The sequence below is a fragment of the Streptomyces glaucescens genome, assembly GCF_002154375.1.
GTDB lineage: Bacteria > Actinomycetota > Actinomycetes > Streptomycetales > Streptomycetaceae > Streptomyces > Streptomyces glaucescens.
This window is the reverse complement of record NZ_MUND01000065.1, coordinates 1-22,881: the sequence shown is the minus strand read 5'-3', so window position 1 is coordinate 22,881 and position 22,881 is coordinate 1. Positions and strand designations below refer to the sequence as shown.

Sequence of the window (22,881 nt, the reverse complement as noted above, 5' to 3'; positions counted from 1 at the left end):
GAAGCGTCCCCACAGCGCTTCGTACGGCCGTCGCGCTGTCCGCGGTGCCGCGGTCCCCCACGGCTATCCGTGCTCCACGCGCGACCGCTGTCCGTGCTCCACGCGCGCGTGCACCTGCGCGGCCAGTTCCCGCTGGTAGTCCGTGTACGCGGTCCGCAACTCCCCGCCCGGCCAGCCGGCGGGCAGCAGTGGCGCCGGCAGCACCGGATCCGCCAGCAGATGCCGGACGACGGCCGCGAACGCGGTGAGCCGGCCGTCCGGTCCGGGCGCACGGGCGACCTGACCGAGCAGGGCACGGGCCGTGGCAGCCCAGGCGTCCAGCGGCCACAGCGCGGCGGCCAGCTCGGCGGCGGGCCGGGCGGGGCGGACCGTGCCGCGCTCGCCCACCTGCCCGAGGTCGTCCGGCAGCGGACGGCGCAGATTGGCGGGGCGGAGCCAGACCCCCTCGCGCAGCTCGGCGAGGCGCAGGGCGGCCAGCCGGGCACGCAGCTCGGCCCGTTCGGCAGGCTCGCGCCCGGTCGCGGTGACCACGACCATCTCCCAGTCGCCGTCCCACGCGCGGGTGTGCGGCCGTACGGCCTCGTCCTGGCGGCTCCGGCGTTCCTGCAGTCGTTCACCGATGCGGTAGCCGGTGCCGGTGCGCCGCAGGTCCCCGGCGGCCGTCATCCGGCTGAGCGCGGCCCGCAGCGTGGAGCCGCCGACCCCGAACGGAGCCACCACGCGCGCGAGATCCTTCGCGGGCAGCTCCGGAGGGTGCGCGCCGAGCAGCAGGCTCAGCACGACCGACCGCGCGGACAGCGGGCGCAGGTCGAGCTCGTTCGTCGGCATGGCCTCGTCCATGGCCTCGTACTGTACGGCGCGACGCACTGTTGCACTATTGCTGCGGTCGCAGTGCGAGTGCAACACTCGCCGTATGGCCTCCACCGTCGCGCACGAGCAGCAGGACTCCGCCACCCATACGGTGACCAACCAGCCGCCGCCCCTCGCCCCGTACGACGCCTCGGCCGACCCCGCCCTCCTGGAGGGCCTGCGCCGCGAGGGTGCCGGATGGGCCGAGGAGGACATCCGGCGGCTCGGGCGGCGGGCCGGGAGCGCGCAGGCGCAGGAGTGGGGCGATCTGGCCAACCGGCACGAGCCGGTGCTGCGCACCCACGACCGCTACGGCCACCGGGTCGACGAGGTCGAGTTCCACCCCAGCTGGCACCACCTGATGGAGGTGGCCGTCACCGAAGGACTCGCCGGGGCGCCCTGGGCGGACGAGCGGCCCGGTGCCCACGTCCTCCGTACGGCGGGCGGACTCGTGTGGGGGCACGCGGAGGCCGGCCACGGCTGCCCGACCTCGATGACGTACGCCGCCGTCCCCGCCCTGCGCCGCGAGCCGGAGCTGGCCAAGGTCTACGAACCCCTGCTGACCAGCCGGGAGTACGACCCCGGCCTGCGGATCCCGGCCGAGAAGCGCGGGCTGCTGGCCGGGATGGGCATGACCGAGAAGCAGGGCGGCTCCGACGTACGCACCAACACCACGACCGCCACGCCCACCGCCGAACCCGGCGTCCACACGCTGCGCGGGCACAAGTGGTTCACGTCGGCGCCGATGTGCGACGTGTTCCTGGTGCTGGCGCAGGCACCGGACGGGCTGTCGTGTTTCCTCGTCCCGCGCGTGCTGCCGGACGGGACCCGCAACACGTTCCGCGTCCAGCGGCTGAAGGACAAGCTGGGCAACCGCTCCAACGCCTCCTCGGAGCCGGAGTTCGACGGGACCGTCGCCTGGCTGGTCGGGCCCGAGGGTGAGGGCGTCAAGACCATCATCGAGATGGTCAACTGCACCCGGCTGGACTGTGTGATGGCCTCCGCGACCCTGATGCGCAAGACCCTGGTGGAGGCAGGTCACCATGTGCGGCACCGCACCGCGTTCGGCGCGCGACTGCTCGACCAGCCGCTGATGCGCAACGTGCTGGCCGACCTCGCCCTGGAGTCGGAGGCCGCGACGACCCTGACGCTGCGGCTGGCGGGCGCCGCCGACCGGGCGGCGCGCGGGGACGCCGGGGAGCGTGCGCTGCGCCGGATCGCCACCGCCGTCGGCAAGTACTGGGTCACCAAGCGCGGCCCGGCCTTCACCGCCGAGGCCCTGGAGTGCCTGGGCGGCAACGGCTACGTGGAGGACTCCGGGATGCCCCGGCACTACCGCGAGGCCCCGCTGCTGTCGATCTGGGAGGGCTCCGGGAACGTCAACGCGCTCGATGTCCTGCGCGCGCTGGGCCGTGACTCCGCCGTGGCGGAGGCCCTGTTCGCCGAACTCGCCCTGGCGCGCGGCGCGGACCCGCGTCTGGACGCCGCGGTGAGCGCGCTCAAGGACGGCCTCGCCCAGGCGTCACCGGCCGGCGCCCGCCGGCTGGTGGAACGGATGGCGCTCGCCCTCCAGGCCTCCCTCCTCGTCCGCTTCGCCCCGCCGGCCGTCGCGGACGCGTTCTGCGCCACCCGGCTGGGCGGCGACTGGGGGTACGCCTTCGGCACGCTCCCCGGGACGGCCGACCTCGACGCGATCCTCGCCCGGGCGTTCCCCGCGGACGCCTGAGGGCGCCGCGTCCTCGTCGTCGGTGCGGTGCGGACACGCCCGGTCGGCACACCGCCCGGGGAGGACGCGTGTGCGCGGGGACCGACGAGACCGACTGGGCTTCGCTGCGGCATGCGTACGGCGGCGCGGAGGTCTTCGTGCGGCTGGCCCGGGCCGCCGTCCCGGGCGTCGGACGGGCAGCCGCGCGGGCAGTGGTGACGTTCCTGGACGAGCCCGGGCGGGTGCTCGGCCTGCCGCGGGAGCGGATCACGGCCGAGCGGGACGACCGGGTCCTGATCGCCCTCGCCGAGAGCCTCGGCGACGCCGCCCGGCGGCCTCCCGGGCACGCAGCCGAGACCGTCGGCCTGCTCATCCGGCAGAGCGCGCCGCCGTAGGGCCCCGGACTGCGTCTCGCCGCGCTCGGACGGCTCGCGGACCGCGCCCCCGACCGTCTCCCGGCCGACCCGGTACCGACCGTCCGTTTTACGGTTGCTGCCGGCGCGGTCCGGTGCGGGCGGTGGAGCGGGACGCGGCCAGGTCCTGCCGGTGCTGCTCCGCGAAGTGGAGCGGGGCAGCCGTGCGGCCGCGGAAGTACTGGCGGGCACGGACGGGCGGGCCCGCCCGGCGCTGCCAGCGCTGCGGCGCCTCGCCGGGTCCGCCAGCTGGGGGACCGCACGGCCGCCGCGTGCGCGCTCGCGCGGATCACGGGGGGGCCGCCTCCGTCGCCCCGGTGCTGCGCGCCGCCTGGGCGGAGCACCCCTGCACCCGCCCGGTGATCGGCGTGCACCTGGCCGCACCGGGCGCCGCGGCGGTGCCGCTGCGGGACCTGGCCGAGGCGGAACCGGCCGCGCGGCGACGGCACACGGCGCTGACGGACGGCTGCGTCAGCCATGACATCGCGGACGACGCACGGCTGCCGCGGGTCTGCCGGAGGGTGGTCGCGGCGGACTGAGGACGCGCCGCCGACACCACGGCGACCTGCGGCGACGGCGTCCTGAGGGGTGACTGTCAGTGGCGGGGTGCAGACTGGCCGATGTCTGAGACGAAGATGTCGCGGAGGTGATCGGCATGACCGAGGTACTGCTCGCCGTGGGCACGCGCAAGGGTCTGTTCATCGGGCGCCGGCGGGGCGGCGCGTGGGAGTTCGACGAGAGCCCGTACTTCAACGCGCAGGCCGTGTACTCGGTCGCCATCGACACCCGCGGCTCCGCCCCGCGGCTGCTGGCCGGAGGCGACAGCGCCCACTGGGGTCCGTCCGTGTTCCACTCCGACGACCTCGGCCGCAGCTGGACCGAACCAGCCCGGCCGGCCGTGAAGTTCCCGCCGGACACGGGTGCCTCTCTGGAACGGGTGTGGCAGCTGCATCCGGCGGCAGCCGAGCCGGACGTCATCTACGCGGGCACCGAACCGGCCGCGCTGTACCGCTCGGAGGACCGCGGGGAGAGCTTCACCCTGGTCCGCCCCCTGTGGGAGCACCCGACCCGCTCCCAGTGGATGCCGGGCGGCGGCGGAGAGGGCCTGCACACCATCCTCACCGACCACCGCGACCCGCGGTCCGTGACGGTGGCCGTGTCGACGGCCGGCGTGTTCCGCACCACCGACGGCGGTGCCGGCTGGGCACCGTCCAACTCGGGGGTCTCCGCCGTGTTCCTGCCCGACCCGAACCCGGAGTTCGGCCAGTGCGTGCACAAGATCGCCCGGGACGCGGCCGATCCCGACCGGCTCTACCTCCAGAACCACTGGGGGGTGTACCGCAGCGACGACGCGGGTGCGCACTGGACCGACATCGGTGCGGGCCTGCCGTCCACGTTCGGCTTCGCCGTCGCGGCCCATCCGCGCCGCGGGGACACCGCGTACGTGTTCCCCATCACCGCCGACTCCGACCGCGTGCCCGCCGACCGGCGCTGCCGCGTGTTCCGCACGACGGACGCGGGCGGAAGCTGGGAACCGCTGACCGCCGGCCTGCCGCAGGAGGACCACTACGGCACGGTCCTGCGCGACGCGATGTGCACGGACGACGCCGATCCGGCCGGCGTCTACTTCGGCAACCGCAACGGCGAGGTGTACGCCTCGGGCGACGACGGCGAGAGCTGGCAGCAGTTGGCCTCGCATCTCCCGGACGTGCTGTGCGTGCGCGCGGCGGTGGTGTCTTGAGCCGGTTACGGCCAAAGCGGCCGGGCCCGGCCCTTGGCCACCGGTTGATCTCCCTGTGCCGCACGGCAGTAGGGTGACGCCCGTGGCACCACGACCGTTGCATGAAATCGTCGAACCGGGCTGGGCGAAGGCCCTCGAACCCGTCACCGGAAGAATCGCCGAGATGGGCGACTTCCTTCGCGCGGAGATCGCCGCGGGACGCACCTACCTCCCGGCCGGGCAGAACGTCCTGCGGGCCTTCCAGCAGCCCTTCGACGAGGTGAGGGTCCTGATCGTCGGACAGGACCCCTACCCGACCCCGGGGCACGCGGTGGGTCTGTCGTTCTCCGTCGCCCCCGAGGTGCGGCCGCTGCCCGGCAGCCTGATCAACATCTTCCGCGAACTGCACACCGACCTGGGGATCCCGCAGCCGTCGAACGGTGATCTCACGCCGTGGACCCGGCAGGGGGTGCTGCTGCTGAACAGGGCGCTCACCACGGCGCCCCGCAAGCCGGGAGCGCACCGGGGCAAGGGCTGGGAGGAGGTCACCGAGCAGGCGATACGCGCGCTGGCCGCACGCGGCAAGCCGCTGGTGTCCATCCTGTGGGGCCGGGACGCCCGCAATCTCCGCCCGCTCCTCGGCGACCTGCCGTCGGTGGAGTCCGCGCACCCGTCCCCGATGTCGGCGGACCGCGGCTTCTTCGGCTCCCGTCCGTTCAGCCGCGCCAACGACCTGCTGATCCGCCAGGGCGGCCAACCGGTGGACTGGCGCCTGCCGTGACGGACGGCACCGGGTCCGCCGGTTCCCGGGCCGCCCGCTTTGGCGGCGCCGGATCGCCCGGGCCCCCCGCCGCAGCCTCCGGCGCCACCCGGTCCGCCGGGGCCCCGGGCGGCGACCCGGGCCGCATCCGGCCTGCCGGATCGCCCGTCGCGGGCTCCTTCGGAGCCGACTGTGCGGGATTCCTCGCCGTCGACTCGGGCGGCTCCGGGCTCCGGGTCGTCGTCGGGACGGTGGAGGCCGGGGCGCTCGGGCAGCAGGAATCGCGGGTGCCGGTGCGCACGGGCGCGCGCGGGATCGACGCGGGGCACCTGAGGGAACAACTGGTCCCCCTGGTCCGGGCATTGGCCATCGAGACCGGGGTGGCGCGGCTCGGCACGGCCGCCGTCGGCGCCGCCGGTTTCGGCACCCTGGGCGACGCGCTGCGCGCTGAACTGCCGGACGCCCTGCGGCGGGAGTTCGGGATCCGCCGGGTCGCCCTCGCCGCGGACGCCGTCACCGCGTACGCCGGCGCTCTCGGCCCGCGGCCAGGGGCCGTGATCGCCGCGGGCACCGGGCTGATCGCGGTCGGCACGGACCTGACCCGCTGGCGGCGGGCCGACGGCTGGGGGCATCTGCTCGGCGACAGCGGCAGCGGGGCGTGGATCGGCCGCGCCGGGCTGGAGGCCGCGCTGCGGGCGCACGACGGGCGAGAGGGCGGCTCGGCCCCGCTGCGGGCATGCGCCGAGCGGCAGTTCGGCCCGCTGCCGGACCTCCCGGGCGTCCTCTACCCGCGGACGGACCGCCCCGCCGTCCTCGCCTCCTTCGCCCCGCAGGTGGCGGCCTGCGCCGCCGAGGACCGCGTCGCCGCGGGCATCCTGCGGGCGGCGGCCCGGCACATGGCCGACGCGGCGGCAGCGGTCTGTCCCGCACACGGGACGCCGGACGTGGGTCTGACCGGGGGCCTGTTCAAGATGGGCGAACCGCTCCTCGCCCCGGTGCGGGAGGCGCTCGCCGAGCGGCTGCCGCACGCCCGCTGGGTGCGCGCCGAGGGCGATCCGCTGCACGGCGCGGTCCGGCTCGCCATCGCGCTGGCGACGGGCGCGCTCACCCTCCCGAGGGACGACGGGATGCTCTGCGTCACGCTGTCGGAGTGACACCTCCGGGCATCGATCCGGCCAAACAGTTCCGGCCACCGAGCAGGCCACCGCACGGACCGCCGTGAGGAAAACCCGCTGATCAGTTCTGTCCTCCACGTAACTCATCAGACAAAACCGGACGGAAACCGCTCACCTGCACCCTCCCCGAACAGGGGAGCCACGGAAGCCACTAACATGCGGCACCATGAGCTCCCCCACTGGGCCCGCGTCCGGCCTGCCAGTACGAATGCCGCGCCCCCGCCAGCCCGGGCGGCACCGCCGACCCGAGCCCCTGGCGGCTCCCGAGGGCGCGCCCGCGCTCGTCCTCGCGGTGCCCGGCGCGCCCAGCGCCGCCACCCGCGGCCTCGCCGAGGAGATCGTGAGCATCGCCCGCTCCGAGCTCCCCGGCCTCGACGCCCGGATCGGGTACGTCGACGGGGACGACACCGAGTTCCCCACGCTCCAGGCCGTGCTCGCGCACGCCGCCGACGAGCGCACCGCCCGCTACGAGCAGGCCCTCGCCGCGGGGGTGGAGGCCACGGAGCCCGAGGGCCCCGTCGGCGTCGTCGTGCCCCTGCTGGCCGGTCCGGACGCCGCGCTGCTGCGCCAGGTCCGCCAGGCCGTGATGGACAGCCGGGTCGCCGCCGAGCTGACCGATGTGCTCGGCCCGCACCCCCTGCTCGCCGAGGCGCTGCACGTGCGCCTGTCGGAGTCCGGTCTGGCCCGCGCCGACCGCGCCCGCCTGTTCACCGTGGCGACCGCCGCGGACGGCATCGTCCTCGCCTCCGTCGGCGGCGAGGAGGCCGTGCAGGCCGCCGGGATCACCGGCATGCTGCTCGCCGCGCGGCTCGCCGTGCCGGTGATGGCCGCGGCGCTCGACCAGGAAGGCTCGGTCGCCTCCGTCGCCGAGCAGCTGCGCTCCGCCGGCTCGCAGCAGCTGGCGCTGGCGCCGTACCTGATCGGCCCGGAGATCGACGCCGCGCTCATCGAGGCCGCCGCCGCCGAGGTCGACTGCTCCGCCGCCGAGCCCCTGGGCGCGTACCCGGCGATCGGCAAGCTGGCGCTGGCCAAGTACACGACGGCCCTGGGCATCGCCCCGCAGCAGCCGCTGGGCGCTCCGGTCCGCTGACCCGGCCGCACCGCCGCACGGTGAAGGGCCCGCTCCGCACCGGGAACGGGCCCTTCACCGTGCCGCCGGGGCGCTCGTACGGCGGGGCCGTTCGTAGCCGGTGCCACGGCGACGGGCGCAGCACCCGCCGTCCGCGGCGGGATCCGCGATGCGCGGCTCCTGGGCGGTCAGCAGGCCGCGTCCCCCCGAGCACCGCGCCCGGCAGGGCCCGGTGGCGTGCAGCTGCCGCTCCGCCCGCACGGTGGGTGTGTTTCGCAGGCAGGTGCGCAGGGCGCCGACGGCGCGGACCTCGTCTGCGAGTCCGGGCTGCTCGCCCGGCATCCGCGGCGGCGGCCCGGGTCCCGTACGCAGGCGCGTCCGTACGGCAGTCACTCGGGCCGCCGCCGCGCTCCCCCTCCCCCGCTGCGCTCGCCCCGCGGCGCGTTCAGCCGAGGACCACGCAGGATGCCGCCGTCACCTCGACGGCCCCGGCGCGGCGCGGCCGCCCGGTCGACGGGTCGACGGTGAACCACGTCACGTCGCCGGAGCGCTCGTTCGCGACGTACAGGTGGCCGCCCGAGGCGGTGAGGGCGCGTGGCCAGTGGCCGCCGCAGGGCACCGTCGCGGTCGGCCGCAGGGTCTCGCCCTCGACGGCGAGGACGGAGAGCACGTCCTCACCGCGTGTGGCCGTCCATACGAACCGGCCGTCGGGCGAGACGACGATGCCCGACGGATAGGCGTCGCCGGCGGGCGCGCCGGGCAGTACCGGCGTCTCCGTCAGCGGGCGCAGGAGGCCGTCCTCGGCGTCCCAGCGGCAGACGGTCACGGTGGGACTGAGCTCGTTGACGACGTAGGCGTACGAGCCGTCGAGGTGGAAGGCCAGGTGGCGCGGGCCGGAGCCGGGCCGCAGCGGGGTCTCCCGGTGCGGGACGAGTCCGCCCTCCTTCAGGGCGCACACGCGCACGGAGTCGGTGCCGAGGTCGACGCTGACGATCCACCGCCCGCTCGGGTCGGCCTGCACGTGATGGGCGTGCGGGCCCTGCTGGCGGGGTACGTACGGCCCCGATCCGCTGTGCTGGAGCACTCCGGAGGCGGCGGGCGCGAGGCTGCCGTCGGGGCGCAGGGGGACGACGGTGACGCTGCCGGAGCCGTAGTCGGCGGTCAGGACGTGTCCGGCGTGCACGCCGAGGTGGGTGGGTCCGCCGCCGACGCGCACCGGAGCCCCGACGGGCCGGGGCACGTCCCCGTCCACCCGGAACGCGGCGATCGCGCCGTCCGCCGTCTCGCTGACCGCGTAGAGCATGCGCCCGTCGGGCGCCAGTGCCAGGTACGAGGGGTCGGGCAGGCCGTCGACGCAGTTCAGGAGGGTGAGCGCGCCGCTGTCCGGATCGACGGCCGCCGTCACCACCCCGGGGCCGCCGGCCGCCGTGAACGACCCGATGAACGCCCGTCGCTGTCCGCCGTCTGCCACCGCTGTCCCCTCTCGGTCCTGGGCTTCCGCAGGCGACGGTAGCAGCGGATCGGCGAAGGTCTAGACCAAGCGGGTGAAGATGTTCTTCGTGGCGTCCGGAGAGCGCCGGGCACTCTGGTGGCCTCAGGCTCCGACGAGCGGCGAGCCCGACGGGGCACGCAGCGGGGTCGCCAGCTCGGCGAGCGCACGCTCCAGGCCCTGCAGATGGGCCAGGGCCGGCTCCGCGGCGGGCGGCTGGTGCGGCGCGAGGCCGGTGATCTCACGACCGGCCGGAGAACCGGTCAGCGCCTCCACCGCGGCCTGGACCCGCCAGCAGGCGGCGGCCAGCCGGGCGTCGTGGGACGCCTCCGGGTCGGCCGCGACGGCCACCAGACCGCGGATCTCCCGAGCGCAGTCGTCGAGCAGGGCGAGCACCCGGCGGGCGCGCCGCTTGCGGCCCAGCATCGGGTTCAGCGGATGCACCAGCGGGGCGACCGCGAGCCGCACGCGGGCGAGCAGCTGCTCCAGCTCGGCCACGCGCGGGGCGGGGTCGGCGGCCGGGTCGCCGGCGAGCCGGGCGGCGGTCTCGGCGGTGCAGGCGTGGACCGCGCGCAGGGCGCGCTGGATCCAGGCGTCGGTGACCGTATGGGTGGTGACGGGCAGGACGAAGAGCACGGCCAGCACGGCACCCAGCGCGCCCACTCCGGTCTCGGCCAGGCGCAGGGCGAGCAGTGCGGGGTCGAGCAGGCCGAGGAGGCCGTAGAGCAGCGAGGCGAGCAGGGTGACGCAGAGCATCATCCAGGTGTAGGAGACGGCGGCCGTGTAGAAGATGCCGAAGACGCACAGGGCGAGCAGCGCGACCGAGGCGGCGGGCGCGCCGTGCAGCGGGACCGCGACCAGCACGCCGAGGCCGATGCCGAGCACCGTGCCGAGGACGCGCCGGAAGCCGCGCACGAGGGTCTCGCCGCGCGAGGTCGTGTTCACGAAGATCCACCAGGTGGCGCCGACGGCCCAGTACCAGCGCTCGCCGGACACCAGCTGGCCCACGACCAGCGCGAAGCCCGAGCCGACGGTCGCCTGCACCGCCTGGCGGGTGGTGATCCGGGCGAGTCCGGTGCCGTCCGGCGGGGCCACCGCGGGCACCGGGGGCAGCCGGCGCTCGTAGCACCAGAGCCCGAACCGCACCGCCGCCGCGGTGAGCACGGACAGCAGGACGGCCGCGTACAGCTCGGGCAGTCGGCGCGGGGTGGCCTGGAGGAACTGCGCGATGAAGTAGGTCATGAAGGCGAACACGCCGAGGCTGTGTCCGCGCGGGCCCCAGCGGCGGGCGTAGACGCCGGCGCCGACCACGGCGAGGAAGACGAGGTCACGGGCGACGGGCAGGTCGTGCACCGCGGCGGCGACGGCGAGCACCGGCAGCCCGACCGCCGGCAGCAGGGCGGTGGTGACCGCCTGGCCGCGCACGGTGGCGTCGGTGACGGTGAACAACGCGAGCAGTGCGGCGAGGCCGCCGATGACGGCGCCGACGAGGGAGTGGCCGGCGAGTCCGCAGACGACGACCGCGAGGCCGATGCCGAGAACCGCGCGCGTCGCGAAGCGCAGCCGCGTCCGCCCCGGGTCCGGAGCCACGAACACCCTCTTCAGCACTGCTTACCGCCCCCTGGAGCTGATCGGCACGAAAAAGGCGCCGCGGGATCCGCAGCGCCATCGACCTCCCCATGACAGCATCAATCCCGCCACTGGCTCAAGTGCTCCTGCTTCCACTGGTCCATTGGCCCATCATCTCGCCTCGGGATGCGGCCGACACCGGGCCATCGGACCATGGCGAGTGGTTCAGCAGGCCGAGGACGAGCTGGGCCATTGGTACAGTCACCAAAGATCACCGAGGAGGGGGCCGCGCACCATGGCCGTGGACGAACTGGACACCCGCATCCTGCGGCTGCTGCTGGAGCAGCCGCGCACCAGCGTGCGGGAGTACGCCCGCATCCTCGGGGTGGCCCGCGGCACCCTCCAGGCGCGACTCGACCGGCTGGAGCGGGAGGGCGTGATCACCGGCACGGGTCCGGTCCTCTCCCCCGCAGCCCTCGGCCATCCGGTGCTCGCCTTCGTCCACATCGAGGTCACCCAGGGCCACCTCGACGACGTAGGCGACGCGCTGGCCGCCGTGCCGGAGATCGTGGAGGCCTTCTCGATCACCGGCGGCGGCGACCTGCTCACCCGGGTCGTGGCCCGCGACAACGCCCACCTGGAGGATGTGATCCAGAAGCTCATCAGCCTCCCCGGTGTCGTCCGCACCCGCACGGAGGTGGCCCTGCGCGAGCGCGTGCCGCACCGGTTGCTGCCCCTGGTCGAGTCGATCGGCCGCACGCCGAAGAGCTGAGCCGCCGCCACCGCACCCGGAGATCCGGCCGGAATCCGCCTTGGCATCCTGGTTCCATGAACACTCTCGGCAGCATCTCGGTCATCTTCGATCTCGACGGAACACTCGTGGACAGCGAGCCGAACTACTACGAAGCGGGCCGGCAGATCCTCGCCGAGCACGGCATACCGGACTACACCTGGGCCGACCACGAGCGGTACGTCGGCATCAGCACCCTGGACACCATCGCGGACTGGCAGCGGCGGTACGGCCTGGGCGCGCCCGCCGAGGACCTGTTCGCCGCCAAGAACCGCCGCTACCTGGAACTGGCCCGCGCCGAGACGCCCACCTATCCGGAGATGCGCAAGTTCGTCGAGCTGCTCGCGGCGGAGGGCGTTCCGATGGCCGTGGCTTCCGGCTCCTCCCCCGAGGCGATCGACGCGATCCTCGCCGCCACCGGCCTGGACGCCTTCCTGCGCACGGTCGTCTCCGCCGACGAGGTCGCGCGCGGCAAGCCCGCTCCGGACGTGTTCCTCGAAGCCGCCCGCCGCCTGGGCGCGGATCCGGCCGACTGCGTGGTCCTGGAGGACGCCGCCCCGGGCGCCGCCGCCGCACACGCGGCGGGCATGCGCTGCGTCGCCGTGCCGTACGTCTGCGACCAGGCCGACGACCCGCGGTTCGGCACGGCGGAGCTGGTCTTCCGCGGCGGCCAGCAGGAGTTCACGGCGCGGGCGGCGTACGACTGGCTGGCCGACGCCACCGCGGCGTCCTGACCCGGCGGTCCCGGCCGAATCGGCCGGGACCGTTGACTCCCTTCTGCCCCACCTCCACTTTCTGGTCGAGCTTCCGCACGCTGTTCGATATATCGAATACAGAGGTGTATCCATGGCACCGCCCCTCTCCCGCCGGACCTCCTCCAGACAGCGATCCTCGCCACGGCCGGGCCCGGCCTCGCCGCCACCGCGTCGACGGCGACGGCCTGGGCCGCCACCCTCCCGGCACCGGCCGCCTGGAGACTGCGCCCCTTCCGCCTCGAGGACGTGACCCTCGGCAGCGGTGTCTTCGCCGACAAGCGCCGGCTCATGCTCGACCACGCCCGCGGCTACGACGTGAACCGGCTGCTCCAGGTCTTCCGCGCCAACGCCGGACTGCCGTCCGACGGCACCGAGTTCGCCCCCTTCTTCGAGGGCACCGAGGACCCGACGCACGCCTACGTCCGGCGTGCGGAACCCCGCGTCGTGTTCGGCGGCACCGACTCCGGCGTGGCCAACCCGGCCAGGCCGGACGGCACGACGCTGCTCGACGAGATCTGGGCCGGGGCGCCGTTCGCGAGCAAGGGCGCCCTGGTCGCGCGGGTGTGGACCACCGTGGACGCGTGGGTGGCGGCCGGCCTGCTGGGCAGGGCCGACGGCGACAGGATCGGGGCCACGGCGGCGAGGGCGTCGTACGTGTCGTGACGCCCGTCCGTGCACCGTGCCCCGGTTACGACCGGCGGCGCGGCTTGCCCCGTCGCGCGCCCTTGGGCGCACCCTTGGCGCCGCCCTTCGCGGCGGCGCCCCTGGCACCTCCGCTCTTGGCCGCACCGCTCCTGGCACCGCCGGACCGGGCGCCCTGCGGGGTCGTGCCGGCGGTGCGCGACCCTGCCGCGGGCTTGCGCCGGGCCGTGCCCTCCTCCGCGCCCTTCTCGGGCTGCGGGCGGGTACGGCCCCGGGTGCTGTTGACCGTACGGCCGCGGACGATGCCGATGAAGTCCTCGACCAGGTCCGTGGTGGCGTCCTCCGGCCAGGACAGGGCGACGCTCGACTGGGGCGCGTCCGTGACCGGCCGGTAGGTGAGGTCCCGGCGGTGGTGCAGCCGGGCCAGCGACTGCGGCACCACCAGGACACCGATGTTCGCCGCGACCAGTTCGATCGCGTCGGCCGTGGTGGCGGGCCGTTCGAAGGCGGGCTCGCCCGGCGGCCGCTCCCAGCCGAGGACGTCGTCGAGGGGGTGCAGGACCACCTCGTCGGCGAGATCGTCGAGGGTGATCTCCTCCGCCGCGGTGATCACGTGGTCCTTGGGGACCACGGCGACGGTGGTCTCGGTGTAGAGGGGGATGGCGCTGAGGACCGTACGGTCGACGGGGAGGCGGACCAGGCCCGCGTCCGCGCGGCCGTCGCGCAGGACATCGGAGGCCTCGGCGGGCTCCACCTGGACGAGCGTGAGGGGGACGTCGGGCGAGCGCTGCTCCCAGACCCGCACCCACTTGGCGGGCGTCACTCCGGGGACGTACGCAAGCCGGAACGAGGGGGAATCCGCCGAGTCGGTCATCCCGCCAGGTTACCGGCTGTGGTCGGAGGTCTCGTCGGCGGCCGATAGTCTGGACGGCATGAAGTCGCACCAGAGCACCCAGACGATGAAGCCCGCGACCGCGGCGAAGAAACTGGGTGTGTACCTCCCCGCCACCCCCGCCGAGTTCCAGGAGGGCGTCGTCTCGCGCGCCCAGCTGAACGAACTCCAGGAGAACCCGCCGGAGTGGCTGCGGGAACTGCGACGCAACGGCCCGCACCCCCGGCCGGTGGTCGCCGCGAAGCTCGGCGTCTCCATCGCCGGTCTGGCCCGCGGCGGGGTCACCGAGGCGCTGACCACCGAGCAGATCGAGGCGCTGAAGCAGGAGCGGCCCGAGTGGCTGGAGAAGGAACGCGCCACGCAGGCGGAGGTGCGCAAGGAGGCGGCCCGGCTGAAGAAGCGGGACGCCGAGCGCGCGCAGCAGGGCGACACGGACGCCTGACCCGCGCCCTGAGGGCGGGCTGCCGCGGGTCCTGCTCGTTCCCACGCGGCCACCGCCGCTTCGCCAAGCAGTGTCAGGGCCAGACACGGGAGCCGGCGTGACCGACCCACACGGCAGCGGCCAGCCGACCGACCTGCCCTAGGCCGTGTCCGCNNGCCCGCCCTTCGGGCGGACGACGGGACTTTGCGGACACGACCTAGTCGCCCTGGTGGTGATGGAGGCCGTCACCGACGAGGCCGGCCCCGCCGAGGGCCCCCTCCACCAGGAGAACTTCGTCCTGGTGCACGCGCACGACGAGCGTTCCGCACGCGAGCGGGTCGAGCGGCGGGCGCGGGACGCGGAGACCAGCTACCTCAACGACCGGGAGCAGACGGTCGGCTGGCGGCTGAAGGCGGTCGTCGACGTCAGGGAGGCGGAGGACACCGACCTCGCCAAGGACGCCGATCTGTATACCCGGCACTTCCGTGACCGGGCGGCGTACGAACGGGTCGAGCCGCTGCCGTACCGGGGCGACGACCCGGCGCAGGCGCCCAGGACGTCGCATGGGGCTGTGCCGGGCCGGGTACCCGGGGGGACCGACAGGACGTCGGGAGGCACATGATGAGCGAGCAGACTCCGTCCCAGGCCGAGGGTGAACGCGACGACGTCACCGCCGCCTACGATCCGCCGCGCACGACTCCCTCCCAGGCGGAGGGCGAGCGGGACGACGTCGAGGAGGTGACGCAGGCACCGCCGGGCGAGGGTACGCACCGGCGCGAGAGCTTTGCGCGCGCCCGTGACGACGAGGAGCCGGGGGCCCACTCGGGCTTCGAGAGCCAGGCCCGCGAGCGGGTGGTGCCGGGCACGGCGAGTGCCGCGGAAGGGTACGGCCCGTCCGGCGGGACGGCGAGCGGCGACCCGCTGACGGGCGTCGAGGGATCGGCGGACGAGCAGTCCCACTGACGGACGGCACGGACGACACAAACCGCACGGACGGCACGGACCGCCCCGGCGGTCCGGACCGCTGCGCCGACGCCCCGGACCGCAGGCGGACCCGTGCCGTTCCACCGGCCGAGGCACGGAGGTGAGGCGGATGATCTCCGAGACGGTGACGGTGCCCGCCCACGGGGTGGCGCTCGCCGGGGATCTGACCGCGCCGGGCGGCGAGATCCCCGCGGTGGTGCTGTTCGCGCACGGCAGCGGCAGTTCGCGGCACAGTCCACGCAACCGGGCGGTGGCCGGGAAGCTCGGTGAGGCCGGTCTCGGCACGCTGCTGCTCGACCTGCTCAGCGAGCGCGAGGAGCGCGACGACGCCCGGACCGCCCGGCACCGCTTCGACATCGGTCTGCTGGCCCGGCGGCTGGTGGACGCGATCGACTGGCTGGAGCTGCGGCACGGCACCGAGGGCCTTCCGGTGGGGCTGTTCGGGGCGAGTACGGGTGCCGCCGCCGCGCTGGTGGCCGCCGCGGAACGGCCGCGGCGGGTGTACGCGGTGGTCTCCCGGGGCGGGCGGCCGGACCTGGCCGGAGACGTCCTGCCGCGGGTCCGGGCGCCGGTGCTGCTGATCGTGGGCGGTGCGGACGAGACGGTGCTGGAGCTCAACGAGGAGGCCGCCGAGCGCCTGTCGGTGCCGTACCGGATCCATGTCGTGCCGGGTGCGACGCATCTCTTCCCGGAGCCCGGCGCGCTGGAGGAGGTGGCCGCCGCTGCCGGCGACTGGTTCCGGGAACGGCTTGTCCGAGTGCGGTGAGCCGGCTCGGCCCACTGCCATGCGACGTGCTCCCTGTCACCGGAGCTTTCGCGCATATTCAGTTCATGCTTCCCCGTGCACCCGTGCGCCCCCGCAGAAAAAGGATGCCGCCATCCGCGACCGGGTTGGACTGGGCAGTACATGATTCAAGTGCCCGTTCGGTGAAAGATCACCGAAATACGTGCTTCGACTGAGGCGGGTGGTATCCGATGAGCGGTTCCACGAAGGAACCAGAACAGCGATGGACAGTGGAATGTGCCCCGGGCGCATTTCCATTCCTCGGCCACGGTATCGCCTTGTTCCGCCGACCGCTGGCGTTCCTGAATTCTTTACCGGCGCACGGGGATCTGGTGGAGGTGCGGCTCGGACCGCGGCGCGCCTGGGTCGTGTGCCATCCGGAGCTGGCGCACCGGATGCTGCTGGACGCGTCCACCTTCGACAAGGGAGGCACGCTGTACGACAGGCTCCGCTCGCTGATGGGCGACGGCGTCGTCACCTGCCCGCACGAGCGGCACCGCCGGCAGCGCCGGCTCCTCCAGCCCGCCTTCCGGCCCTCCCGCGTCGCCGGCCTCGCGGACCTGATGGGCGAGGAGGCGGCAGCGGTGTCCGCCCGCTGGCGGGCCGGGCAGGAGGTCGACGTCAGCGCGGCCATGATGACGGTCACGGCCCGCGTGATGAGCCGCGTGCTCTTCTCGGACTCCCTCGACGCGGCGACCCACGCCGAGGTGCGGCGCTGTCTGGCCGATGTCGTCCGCGGCCTGTTCCTCCGCACGATCGTGCCGGTCGACGCGGTCTTCCGGATACCCGTCCCCGCCAACCTGCGCTACCGGCGCTCCGTCGGCCGGCTGCACGCGATCGTCGACGCGGCCGTCACCGAACGGCGCGGGGGCGGCGCCCACCGCGACGACCTGCTGGGCACGCTGCTGGCCGCCGCCGCGAGCGACGAGGACGGCGCGGTCACCGACCGCGAGGTCCACGACCAGCTCATCACCCTGCTCCTCACCGGCGTCGAGACCACCGCCCTGTGCCTGGCCTCCGCGTTCGATCTGCTGGCCCGCCATCCGGAGGCGGAGCGCGCGCTGCACGCCGAACTGGACACGGTGCTCGCGGACGGACGGCGGCCCGGCGCGGAGCACCTGCCCCGGCTCGGCCACACCCGCGCCGTCGTCACCGAGACGCTGCGGCACTCCCCGCCGGGCTGGCTCTTCACCCGGGTCACCACCCGTGACACGGAGCTGGCGGGCCGCCGCCTGCCGCGGGGGACGACGGTGCTGTACAGCCCGTACCTGCTGCACCACGACCCCGCGTCCTTCCCGGAGCCCGAGCGGTTCCTCCCCGAGCGCTGGCTGCCGGGGCGGGCCGCCGCACTGCGGAAGCACGCCCTGGTGCCCTTCGCCGCGGGCAGCCGCAAGTGCCTCGGCGACGGCTTCGCGATGACGGAGGCGGTGCTCGCCCTGGCTGCCGTCGCCGCCCGCTGGCGGCTGGCCCACCGGCCCGGACGAGCCCCGCAGTCCCGCCCCGCGGTGACGCTGGGGCCGAGGGCACTGCGCATGACCTGTGTGCCGCGGACGCAGCGGCGGGCCGGCCCCGCGCACCGTACGACGCTCCGTGTACCGGACTCCCGAAGGGCAGGTGGCAACGGTGTCGATGACGCATGAGGACATCACGGTGCCCCGGCAGGGCGGCATTCAGCACTCCAGCCTGAAGGACCTGATCGACGCGCAGCTGTACATGCCCTTTCCGTTCCGGCGGAATCCGCGTGAGGCGGAGGCCGAGGCGGGGATGGGGAAATGGCTGCGGGAGTGCGGGCTGCTGGACGAACCCGGGGTCGCGGAAATGATCGCGGCCACCCGCCCCGCCCAGCTCGCGTCGTACAACAGCCCGGCCGTGGACCCCGGGCTCCTGCAGATCGTGGCCAATCAGATCGCCTACCAATTCGTCTTCGACGACCGGGCGGAGGAGATCGGTCACCGGTGGCCCGACCACCTGCTGCCCATGCTCTGCGAGAGCATCGCCGTCCTGCGGGACGGGGCGGCTCCCACCACCCCCCTCGGCGTGGCACTGGCCGACCTGTACCGCCAGGTGCAGGAGCGGTGCACACCCGAGCAGGCCGCTCGATGGGCGTGGAGGAGCCGGGAGTACGTCCACGGCCTGCTGTACGAGGCGGTGGCGCAGACCACCGCCTCTCCCGTGCGGATCGGTCTGTGCACGTCGATACGCTCGCTCACGGCGGGCATCGAACCGTTCTATCCGTTGTACGAGGCGGCGCAGCGGCGGGAGGTACCCGCTCGGGAGTTGCACCACCCCGTGATGCGGCGGATGACACGGCTGTCGGTGGACGCGGCGGTGTGGACGGCCGACCTGTTCTCCGCGGTGAAGGAGCAGCGGACGGGCGGGGTCATCAATCTGGCCCTCGCCCACCAGTGCCGGCAGCGGTGTTCCCTGCCCGCGGCGGTCACCCTGGCCATCCGCCAGATCAACAGCGCGATCGGTGAGTTCGAAGGGCTCTGGTCGGGGATCAAGGCGGAGCTGAGCCCGGCCGGCTCCGGATACGTGGACGGCATGATCGGCTGGATCAGCGGCTGCTACCACTGGTCCCGCACGACTCCGCGTTACGCGGAGACGGCGGCTGCGCACGCCCTGCCGTGAGACCCGGATGACTGGCCCATCGGTGTCGCCCGAGGGCCAGTCATATCTCATTACCAGGCAGGCGTGCCGTCAAACCGACCGACCCGTTAATTCACCCATCCCTGTCGTCTTACCGCCCTGATGCGGCCGAACGAGTGGTCTTGCGGGCGTACGCTCGGCGCTGCCCGCGACGACCAGCGACAGGAAGCAGTGGGGCACATGGCGTCTGAGTCACGGCAACCGATCACACCCTCCCGACCGTTGTTCGAACGTCATCGGGAACTCCAGGCGCTCGACGCCGCGTTGTCGGAACTCCGCTCCGCCGGCCGCGGGGCACGCTCCGGGCACAGTGGGCTGCTCACCTTCACCGCCCCGGCCGGGATGGGTAAGTCGGCGCTCCTCTCCGAGGCGCGCACCCGCGCGGCGGCGTACGGCTGCACCGTCCTGTCGGGCGGGGGCAGCGAGACGGAGCAGGAGGTGGCGTTCCGGCTGATCCGCCAGTTCGTCCAGCCCGTGCTGGCGACGATGGACAAGGCGGAGCTGCGTGCCTTCCTCGGGAGCTGGTACGACATCGTCGCCTCCGCGCTCGGCCTGGAGGCGCGGAACCTCTCGGCGGTCCCCGACCCGACCGGGGTCCGGGACGGCCTCGACTGGGTGATGACGCAGCTCAGCGTGTTGAAGAAGCCCGTCGTCCTGCTCCTCGACGACCTGCACTGGGCCGACCTCGAGTCGCTGAGCTGGCTGACCTCCTTCGCTCCGCGGGCCGCGGACCTCCCGCTGCTGATCGTCCTCGCCTACCGGCCGGATGACCTGCCGTCCGAGGCGGCCCCCTTCCGCACCCTCGTCGAACGCCATGCGAACCGCCCCTACGCGCTAACCCCGCTCAGCGCCTCCGGCGTGGCGCGGATCGTGCGGGAGGAGGTGGGCGAGGGCGCGGAGGACGCGTTCTGCGAGGAGTGCCGGACCGTCACCGGCGGCAACCCCTTCGAGACCGTCGAACTCGCCGTCCGGCTGGGCGAGGGCAATCTGCGGGGTACCGAGGAGGACCTGCCCGCGATGCGGAACCTCGCCGCCGCGGTCAAAGGACCGGGCATCATCCAGCGGCTGCGCTCGCTGGGCACGGCCACCGTCCGCTTCGCGCACGCGGCGGCCGTGCTGGGGGCGCCGTTCTCCCCCGAACTGGCCGCCGGCCTCGCCGCGGTCGGCGCCGCGCAGGCCGCCCAGTCGATCGAGAAGCTGCGCGCGGCCCGTATCCTGGCCGACGGCGAAGGCCCCGGCGGCACCCTGGACTTCGTGCACCCGCTGATCGCCACGGCGATCTACCGGGACGTCCCCGACGCCCTGCGGGGCGGTATGCACAACGCGGCCGTGGTCGCCATCCGCTCCGCGGGACTCGGCCCCACCGCCGCCGCCCGCCACCTCCTGGAGCTGCCCTGCGAGGGCAAGCCCGAGGCGGTCGACTGGCTGCGGGAGGCCGCCCACGAGTATCTGCGCGCCGGGGCGCCGGAGGCCGCACGCCGACTGCTCAGCCGGGCCCTGCAGGAACCTCCCCTGCCGGAGGACCGGGCCCCACTGCTGCACGAACTCGCCTGCGCCACCTTCCTGATCGACCCCAGGGCGACCGTCGTCCGTCTCCGCGAGGCCCTGACGGAACCCGGGATCGAACCCGGGCTGCGGGCCTCCATCGTGTTCCAGCTCAGTCAGGCCCTCGCCCACACCGACCGCATGGAAGAGGCGGCGACCCTGGCCGCCGCGGAGGCCCGGCAGACCACCGACCCCCGGGTGCGGCTGCGGATGCTGGCCGATCACTTCGTGTGGAGCATGTTCCGCACCGACGAGCCCGACTCCGCGGACCGCTCCCGCAGGCTGACCAAGCTGGCGGGCCGCCTGCCCGGCCGGAGCCCGGAGGAGCGCTGGATCCTGGGGCTCCGGGCCTGGGACACGCTGCTGCGCGGCGAGCCGCGGCAGTCCGTCCTCCGGTACGCCGCGGACGCCCTGCGCGGCGGAATGAGCTGGACCGACGAGAACCGGGGCTTCGAGATCCCCGTCTCCGTGGCCCTGGTGTTCATGTACTGCGACCAGCCGCGCAAGGCCGAGGAGTTGTTCACCGACGGCATGGCCGAGTGCGAGTCCAAAGGCTGGCGCGGCTCCCACCTGGCCGTCGGCAGGACCCTGTTCGGCTACATCCGTTTCCGCCGGGGCGATCTGCCCGAGGCCGAGAACTGGGTGCGTGAGGGCCTGCGCACCGCCGAGCGCGTCGAAGGCGCCGTACCCGCGCAGTGGTTCGCCGTCGGCATCCTCATCCAGACGCTGCTGGCCCGCGGGCGGACCGCCGCCGCCCGCCGGGTCGCGGACGAGCACCGGTACGGCCAGGTGGTGCCGAACGCCGTCATCTACCCGGACCCCCGCACCGTCTACGCCGAACTCCTGCTCGCGGAAGGCCGCGACGCCGAGGCCGCGCGGCTGCTCGGGGAGGTCGGGGAGTGGCTGGACGGGCGGGACTGGCGCAATCCCTCGTGGTGTCCATGGCGGCTGGACCTGTCGGCCGCGCTGGCGCGCACCGCGCCGGAGCGGGCGGTGCGGATCGCCCGGGAGGCGGTGGCGCACGCCCGGGACTTCGGGGCGGCGTCGGTGATCGGGCAGGCGTTGCGGGCCGAGGCCGAGGTGACCGGCGGGCGGGCGGCGCTGGAGCTGTACGCGGAGGCCGTGGAGCACCTGGAGCAGTCGCCGTCCGCGTACGAGCTGGCCCGGGCGCTGGTCGGGCACGGTGCCGCGCTGTGCCGGGACGGCCGGCTGCAGGACGCCGCCGACCGCCTCTACCAGGGTCTGGAGGTCGCCGTCCACTGCGGTGCCGAGGCGCTGGCGGCGCGGGCCAGGCAGGAGCTGTCGACCGCCGGGCTGCGCCCGCTGCCGTTGCGGTACGCGCAGACGGACACCCTCACGGGGCATGAGCGCAGGGCGGCGGAGCTGGCGGCCCAGGGCCATCCGGCGTCGGTGGTCGCGAAGGAGCTGCGCCTCACCGAGCAGGGGGTGCGTCAGCTTCTGTCGGCCGTCTACCGCAAGCTCGGCACCGATCCGGCCGGCCTCGTCGACGCGCTGGGCGCGCTGCCCAGGCAGCGCCCGTGAGGCCGCTGTCACCCGTGTGGCGCAGGGGCGGCGCCGGGGCGATGATGGTCGTGTGGATGGCGCCTGGACCTGCGAGAGCTGCGGCAGGGACGCACCCGAGAGCGCGCAGCAGTGCCGCTGGTGCGGTGCCTGGCTGGCGCCGTACAACACCGGGGAGCCCCCGAAGCGGCCGTGGTGGCGGCTGCCGAGGAGCCTGCCGCAGGTGGCCGAGCACCGGCAGACCCGGCTGGGGCACGCCCCCGGGCGGAGGACCGGGCGGGGGCACCGGGACACGGTGACGATCGACCGTGCTCCGCCGCCCGAGCCGGAACAACAGCCGCCGCTGACACTGGTCTACGCGGGCCGCGGCACCATCGAGGGCGTGGCGCGGAACGTGGAGATGCGCACCGAGTTCACACGGAGTGCGTGGACCACGAGTACGACGGTGGTGTGCAACTTCCGCGCCGAGATCCAGGACCGGCACAGTGGCGAGCAGCTGCGTCTGGTCGCCGTCGAGATGCGCGGCGACTCCTTCGAGGGGACCGTTCACGAGGGCGACTGGGTGCGGGCCACGGGTGAGTTCCAGCGCGGGACGCTGCGGGTGCGGCGGCTGCGGAATCTGACGACGGGTGCGGAAGTGTCGGTGGGGCGCACCAACTGGACCGCGATCAGCGTGATCGTCGTTCTGTTCCTGGTGTACATGGTGTACCTGTTCGGCTTTGTCGGGCGCTGAGGCGGCCGGTCCGGCTGCCCTCGTCCGAGGTGTCCGGCTACCGGCGGGGCGGGAACGGCACCCTGAGGTCGACCAGCCGGAAGTCGCCGCCATCACGCGGCTCGATGTAGGCGAGCGGGGCGTAGTGGTACCGGATGCCGTGCGGGCGGCGGGGCAGGGGGTGCCCGCGGTGGCCGACGGGCCATTCGACGTCGCCGGTGAGGACGCGGGCGGGGATGAGCCAGTAGTCGCCGCGGCGGTAGACGCGGGTCCGTCCCTCGCCGGGCTCGAAGCGGATCTCCACCCCGTCCTCAAGGGGCAGCCACTCGCCCTCGCGGACGGGCAGGCCCATCTCGGCCGCGCCGTCGCCCCAGTCGCTGCCGCCGTGGTCCCATCGGCGCAGCAGCGGGTGGCGGGACGGGACGCGGCCGGCGGCC

At 74.4% G+C, this 22,881-nt stretch carries 23 protein-coding genes and 1 pseudogene; 18 read left to right on the top strand and 6 right to left on the bottom strand.

Features of this window, described 5'->3' with window-relative positions; translation table 11 throughout:
- Window positions 1-63 precede the first annotated feature (63 nt).
- Window positions 64-840 carry a PaaX family transcriptional regulator C-terminal domain-containing protein gene (locus CCN42_RS05195; protein ID WP_086733281.1) on the bottom strand — a complete coding sequence of 259 codons (777 nt, stop codon included), beginning with the start codon at window positions 838-840 and terminating at the stop codon, window positions 64-66.
- A 73-nt stretch (window positions 841-913) separates the two neighbouring features.
- Here CCN42_RS05195 and CCN42_RS05190 point away from each other — a divergent pair, with 73 nt between their 5' ends.
- From CCN42_RS05190 to CCN42_RS05160, 7 genes are all read left to right on the top strand, one after another.
- Window positions 914-2,575, top strand: coding sequence for an acyl-CoA dehydrogenase family protein (locus tag CCN42_RS05190; RefSeq protein ID WP_086733280.1), 1,662 nt, complete (start codon window positions 914-916; stop codon window positions 2,573-2,575).
- 68 nt (window positions 2,576-2,643) lie between these two features.
- Window positions 2,644-2,949, top strand: a complete 306-nt coding sequence (locus CCN42_RS05185; protein ID WP_086733279.1) for a hypothetical protein — start codon at window positions 2,644-2,646, stop codon at window positions 2,947-2,949.
- A 290-nt stretch (window positions 2,950-3,239) separates the two neighbouring features.
- On the top strand, window positions 3,240-3,506 hold the full coding sequence (locus tag CCN42_RS05180; RefSeq protein ID WP_143661850.1) for a hypothetical protein: 267 nt from the start codon (window positions 3,240-3,242) through the stop codon (window positions 3,504-3,506).
- A gap of 116 nt (window positions 3,507-3,622) precedes the next feature.
- Window positions 3,623-4,708: a WD40/YVTN/BNR-like repeat-containing protein gene (locus CCN42_RS05175; RefSeq protein ID WP_086733288.1), complete on the top strand. Its 1,086-nt coding sequence runs from the start codon at window positions 3,623-3,625 to the stop codon at window positions 4,706-4,708.
- Between the two features lie 82 nt (window positions 4,709-4,790).
- Window positions 4,791-5,468: a uracil-DNA glycosylase gene (locus CCN42_RS05170; RefSeq protein ID WP_086733277.1), complete on the top strand. Its 678-nt coding sequence runs from the start codon at window positions 4,791-4,793 to the stop codon at window positions 5,466-5,468.
- 125 nt (window positions 5,469-5,593) lie between these two features.
- A complete protein-coding gene (locus tag CCN42_RS05165; protein WP_086733287.1) occupies window positions 5,594-6,601 on the top strand; it encodes an N-acetylglucosamine kinase in 1,008 nt (335 codons plus the stop codon).
- A 187-nt stretch (window positions 6,602-6,788) separates the two neighbouring features.
- Complete coding sequence (locus CCN42_RS05160) at window positions 6,789-7,712, top strand: sirohydrochlorin chelatase (RefSeq protein ID WP_086733276.1); 924 nt, start codon at window positions 6,789-6,791, stop codon at window positions 7,710-7,712.
- 54 nt (window positions 7,713-7,766) lie between these two features.
- Here CCN42_RS05160 and CCN42_RS05155 read toward each other — a convergent pair whose 3' ends face one another.
- The 3 genes from CCN42_RS05155 to CCN42_RS05145 all read right to left on the bottom strand — a co-directional run bounded on the left by CCN42_RS05155 (window position 7,767) and on the right by CCN42_RS05145 (window position 10,788).
- The gene (locus tag CCN42_RS05155; protein ID WP_086733275.1) at window positions 7,767-8,033 is read right to left on the bottom strand and encodes a hypothetical protein; all 267 of its coding nucleotides are present in this window, start codon (window positions 8,031-8,033) and stop codon (window positions 7,767-7,769) included.
- A gap of 103 nt (window positions 8,034-8,136) precedes the next feature.
- On the bottom strand, window positions 8,137-9,162 hold the full coding sequence (locus CCN42_RS05150; protein WP_086733274.1) for a lactonase family protein: 1,026 nt from the start codon (window positions 9,160-9,162) through the stop codon (window positions 8,137-8,139).
- A gap of 123 nt (window positions 9,163-9,285) precedes the next feature.
- The gene (locus tag CCN42_RS05145) at window positions 9,286-10,788 is read right to left on the bottom strand and encodes an FUSC family protein (RefSeq protein ID WP_086733273.1); all 1,503 of its coding nucleotides are present in this window, start codon (window positions 10,786-10,788) and stop codon (window positions 9,286-9,288) included.
- A 256-nt stretch (window positions 10,789-11,044) separates the two neighbouring features.
- Here CCN42_RS05145 and CCN42_RS05140 point away from each other — a divergent pair, with 256 nt between their 5' ends.
- From CCN42_RS05140 to CCN42_RS05130, 3 genes and pseudogenes are all read left to right on the top strand, one after another.
- On the top strand, window positions 11,045-11,521 hold the full coding sequence (locus CCN42_RS05140) for an Lrp/AsnC family transcriptional regulator (RefSeq protein ID WP_086733272.1): 477 nt from the start codon (window positions 11,045-11,047) through the stop codon (window positions 11,519-11,521).
- Between the two features lie 56 nt (window positions 11,522-11,577).
- Window positions 11,578-12,273 carry an HAD family hydrolase gene (locus CCN42_RS05135; protein ID WP_086733271.1) on the top strand — a complete coding sequence of 232 codons (696 nt, stop codon included), beginning with the start codon at window positions 11,578-11,580 and terminating at the stop codon, window positions 12,271-12,273.
- A gap of 384 nt (window positions 12,274-12,657) precedes the next feature.
- A pseudogene (locus CCN42_RS05130) lies at window positions 12,658-12,957 on the top strand (beta-L-arabinofuranosidase domain-containing protein); the annotation flags it as partial.
- Window positions 12,958-12,982: 25 nt separating this feature from the next.
- Here the strand turns inward: CCN42_RS05130 and CCN42_RS05125 are convergent.
- The gene (locus CCN42_RS05125; protein WP_086733269.1) at window positions 12,983-13,810 is read right to left on the bottom strand and encodes a LysR family substrate-binding domain-containing protein; all 828 of its coding nucleotides are present in this window, start codon (window positions 13,808-13,810) and stop codon (window positions 12,983-12,985) included.
- A 58-nt stretch (window positions 13,811-13,868) separates the two neighbouring features.
- Here CCN42_RS05125 and CCN42_RS05120 point away from each other — a divergent pair, with 58 nt between their 5' ends.
- The 8 genes from CCN42_RS05120 to CCN42_RS05080 all read left to right on the top strand — a co-directional run bounded on the left by CCN42_RS05120 (window position 13,869) and on the right by CCN42_RS05080 (window position 22,465).
- The gene (locus CCN42_RS05120) at window positions 13,869-14,270 is read left to right on the top strand and encodes a DUF5997 family protein (RefSeq protein ID WP_086733268.1); all 402 of its coding nucleotides are present in this window, start codon (window positions 13,869-13,871) and stop codon (window positions 14,268-14,270) included.
- Between the two features lie 145 nt (window positions 14,271-14,415).
- Window positions 14,416-14,871 (top strand): DUF4288 domain-containing protein, encoded by a 456-nt coding sequence (locus CCN42_RS05115; protein WP_339384454.1) that lies wholly within the window; start codon window positions 14,416-14,418, stop codon window positions 14,869-14,871.
- Window positions 14,871-15,212 (top strand): hypothetical protein, encoded by a 342-nt coding sequence (locus CCN42_RS05105; protein ID WP_245877158.1) that lies wholly within the window; start codon window positions 14,871-14,873, stop codon window positions 15,210-15,212. Before CCN42_RS05115 ends, CCN42_RS05105 begins: the two co-directional genes overlap by 1 nt.
- A gap of 130 nt (window positions 15,213-15,342) precedes the next feature.
- The gene (locus tag CCN42_RS05100; protein WP_086733266.1) at window positions 15,343-15,999 is read left to right on the top strand and encodes a dienelactone hydrolase family protein; all 657 of its coding nucleotides are present in this window, start codon (window positions 15,343-15,345) and stop codon (window positions 15,997-15,999) included.
- A gap of 209 nt (window positions 16,000-16,208) precedes the next feature.
- Window positions 16,209-17,657: a cytochrome P450 gene (locus CCN42_RS05095; protein ID WP_086733265.1), complete on the top strand. Its 1,449-nt coding sequence runs from the start codon at window positions 16,209-16,211 to the stop codon at window positions 17,655-17,657.
- Window positions 17,647-18,648: a (-)-alpha-amorphene synthase gene (locus CCN42_RS05090; protein ID WP_245877157.1), complete on the top strand. Its 1,002-nt coding sequence runs from the start codon at window positions 17,647-17,649 to the stop codon at window positions 18,646-18,648. Before CCN42_RS05095 ends, CCN42_RS05090 begins: the two co-directional genes overlap by 11 nt.
- A 198-nt stretch (window positions 18,649-18,846) precedes the next feature.
- A complete protein-coding gene (locus CCN42_RS05085) occupies window positions 18,847-21,753 on the top strand; it encodes an ATP-binding protein (protein ID WP_086733264.1) in 2,907 nt (968 codons plus the stop codon).
- 52 nt (window positions 21,754-21,805) lie between these two features.
- Complete coding sequence (locus CCN42_RS05080) at window positions 21,806-22,465, top strand: hypothetical protein (protein ID WP_086733263.1); 660 nt, start codon at window positions 21,806-21,808, stop codon at window positions 22,463-22,465.
- 37 nt (window positions 22,466-22,502) lie between these two features.
- Here the strand turns inward: CCN42_RS05080 and CCN42_RS42465 are convergent.
- A partial coding sequence (locus CCN42_RS42465) for a DUF6519 domain-containing protein (protein WP_245877154.1) occupies window positions 22,503-22,881 on the bottom strand: 379 nt, incomplete at its 5' end.

What these genes read in the sequence shown, in the direction of transcription:
- CCN42_RS05195 (WP_086733281.1), bottom strand. Translation starts at nt 840, where the DNA reads ATGGACGAGGCCATGCCGACGAACGAGCTCGACCTGCGCCCGCTGTCC.
- CCN42_RS05190 (WP_086733280.1), top strand. Translation starts at nt 914, where the DNA reads ATGGCCTCCACCGTCGCGCACGAGCAGCAGGACTCCGCCACCCATACG.
- CCN42_RS05175 (WP_086733288.1), top strand. Translation starts at nt 3,623, where the DNA reads ATGACCGAGGTACTGCTCGCCGTGGGCACGCGCAAGGGTCTGTTCATC.
- CCN42_RS05160 (WP_086733276.1), top strand. Translation starts at nt 6,789, where the DNA reads ATGAGCTCCCCCACTGGGCCCGCGTCCGGCCTGCCAGTACGAATGCCG.
- CCN42_RS05155 (WP_086733275.1), bottom strand. Translation starts at nt 8,033, where the DNA reads ATGCCGGGCGAGCAGCCCGGACTCGCAGACGAGGTCCGCGCCGTCGGC.
- CCN42_RS05140 (WP_086733272.1), top strand. Translation starts at nt 11,045, where the DNA reads ATGGCCGTGGACGAACTGGACACCCGCATCCTGCGGCTGCTGCTGGAG.
- CCN42_RS05135 (WP_086733271.1), top strand. Translation starts at nt 11,578, where the DNA reads ATGAACACTCTCGGCAGCATCTCGGTCATCTTCGATCTCGACGGAACA.
- CCN42_RS05125 (WP_086733269.1), bottom strand. Translation starts at nt 13,810, where the DNA reads ATGACCGACTCGGCGGATTCCCCCTCGTTCCGGCTTGCGTACGTCCCC.
- CCN42_RS05120 (WP_086733268.1), top strand. Translation starts at nt 13,869, where the DNA reads ATGAAGTCGCACCAGAGCACCCAGACGATGAAGCCCGCGACCGCGGCG.
- CCN42_RS05105 (WP_245877158.1), top strand. Translation starts at nt 14,871, where the DNA reads ATGAGCGAGCAGACTCCGTCCCAGGCCGAGGGTGAACGCGACGACGTC.
- CCN42_RS05100 (WP_086733266.1), top strand. Translation starts at nt 15,343, where the DNA reads ATGATCTCCGAGACGGTGACGGTGCCCGCCCACGGGGTGGCGCTCGCC.
- CCN42_RS05095 (WP_086733265.1), top strand. Translation starts at nt 16,209, where the DNA reads ATGAGCGGTTCCACGAAGGAACCAGAACAGCGATGGACAGTGGAATGT.
- CCN42_RS05090 (WP_245877157.1), top strand. Translation starts at nt 17,647, where the DNA reads ATGACGCATGAGGACATCACGGTGCCCCGGCAGGGCGGCATTCAGCAC.
- CCN42_RS05085 (WP_086733264.1), top strand. Translation starts at nt 18,847, where the DNA reads ATGGCGTCTGAGTCACGGCAACCGATCACACCCTCCCGACCGTTGTTC.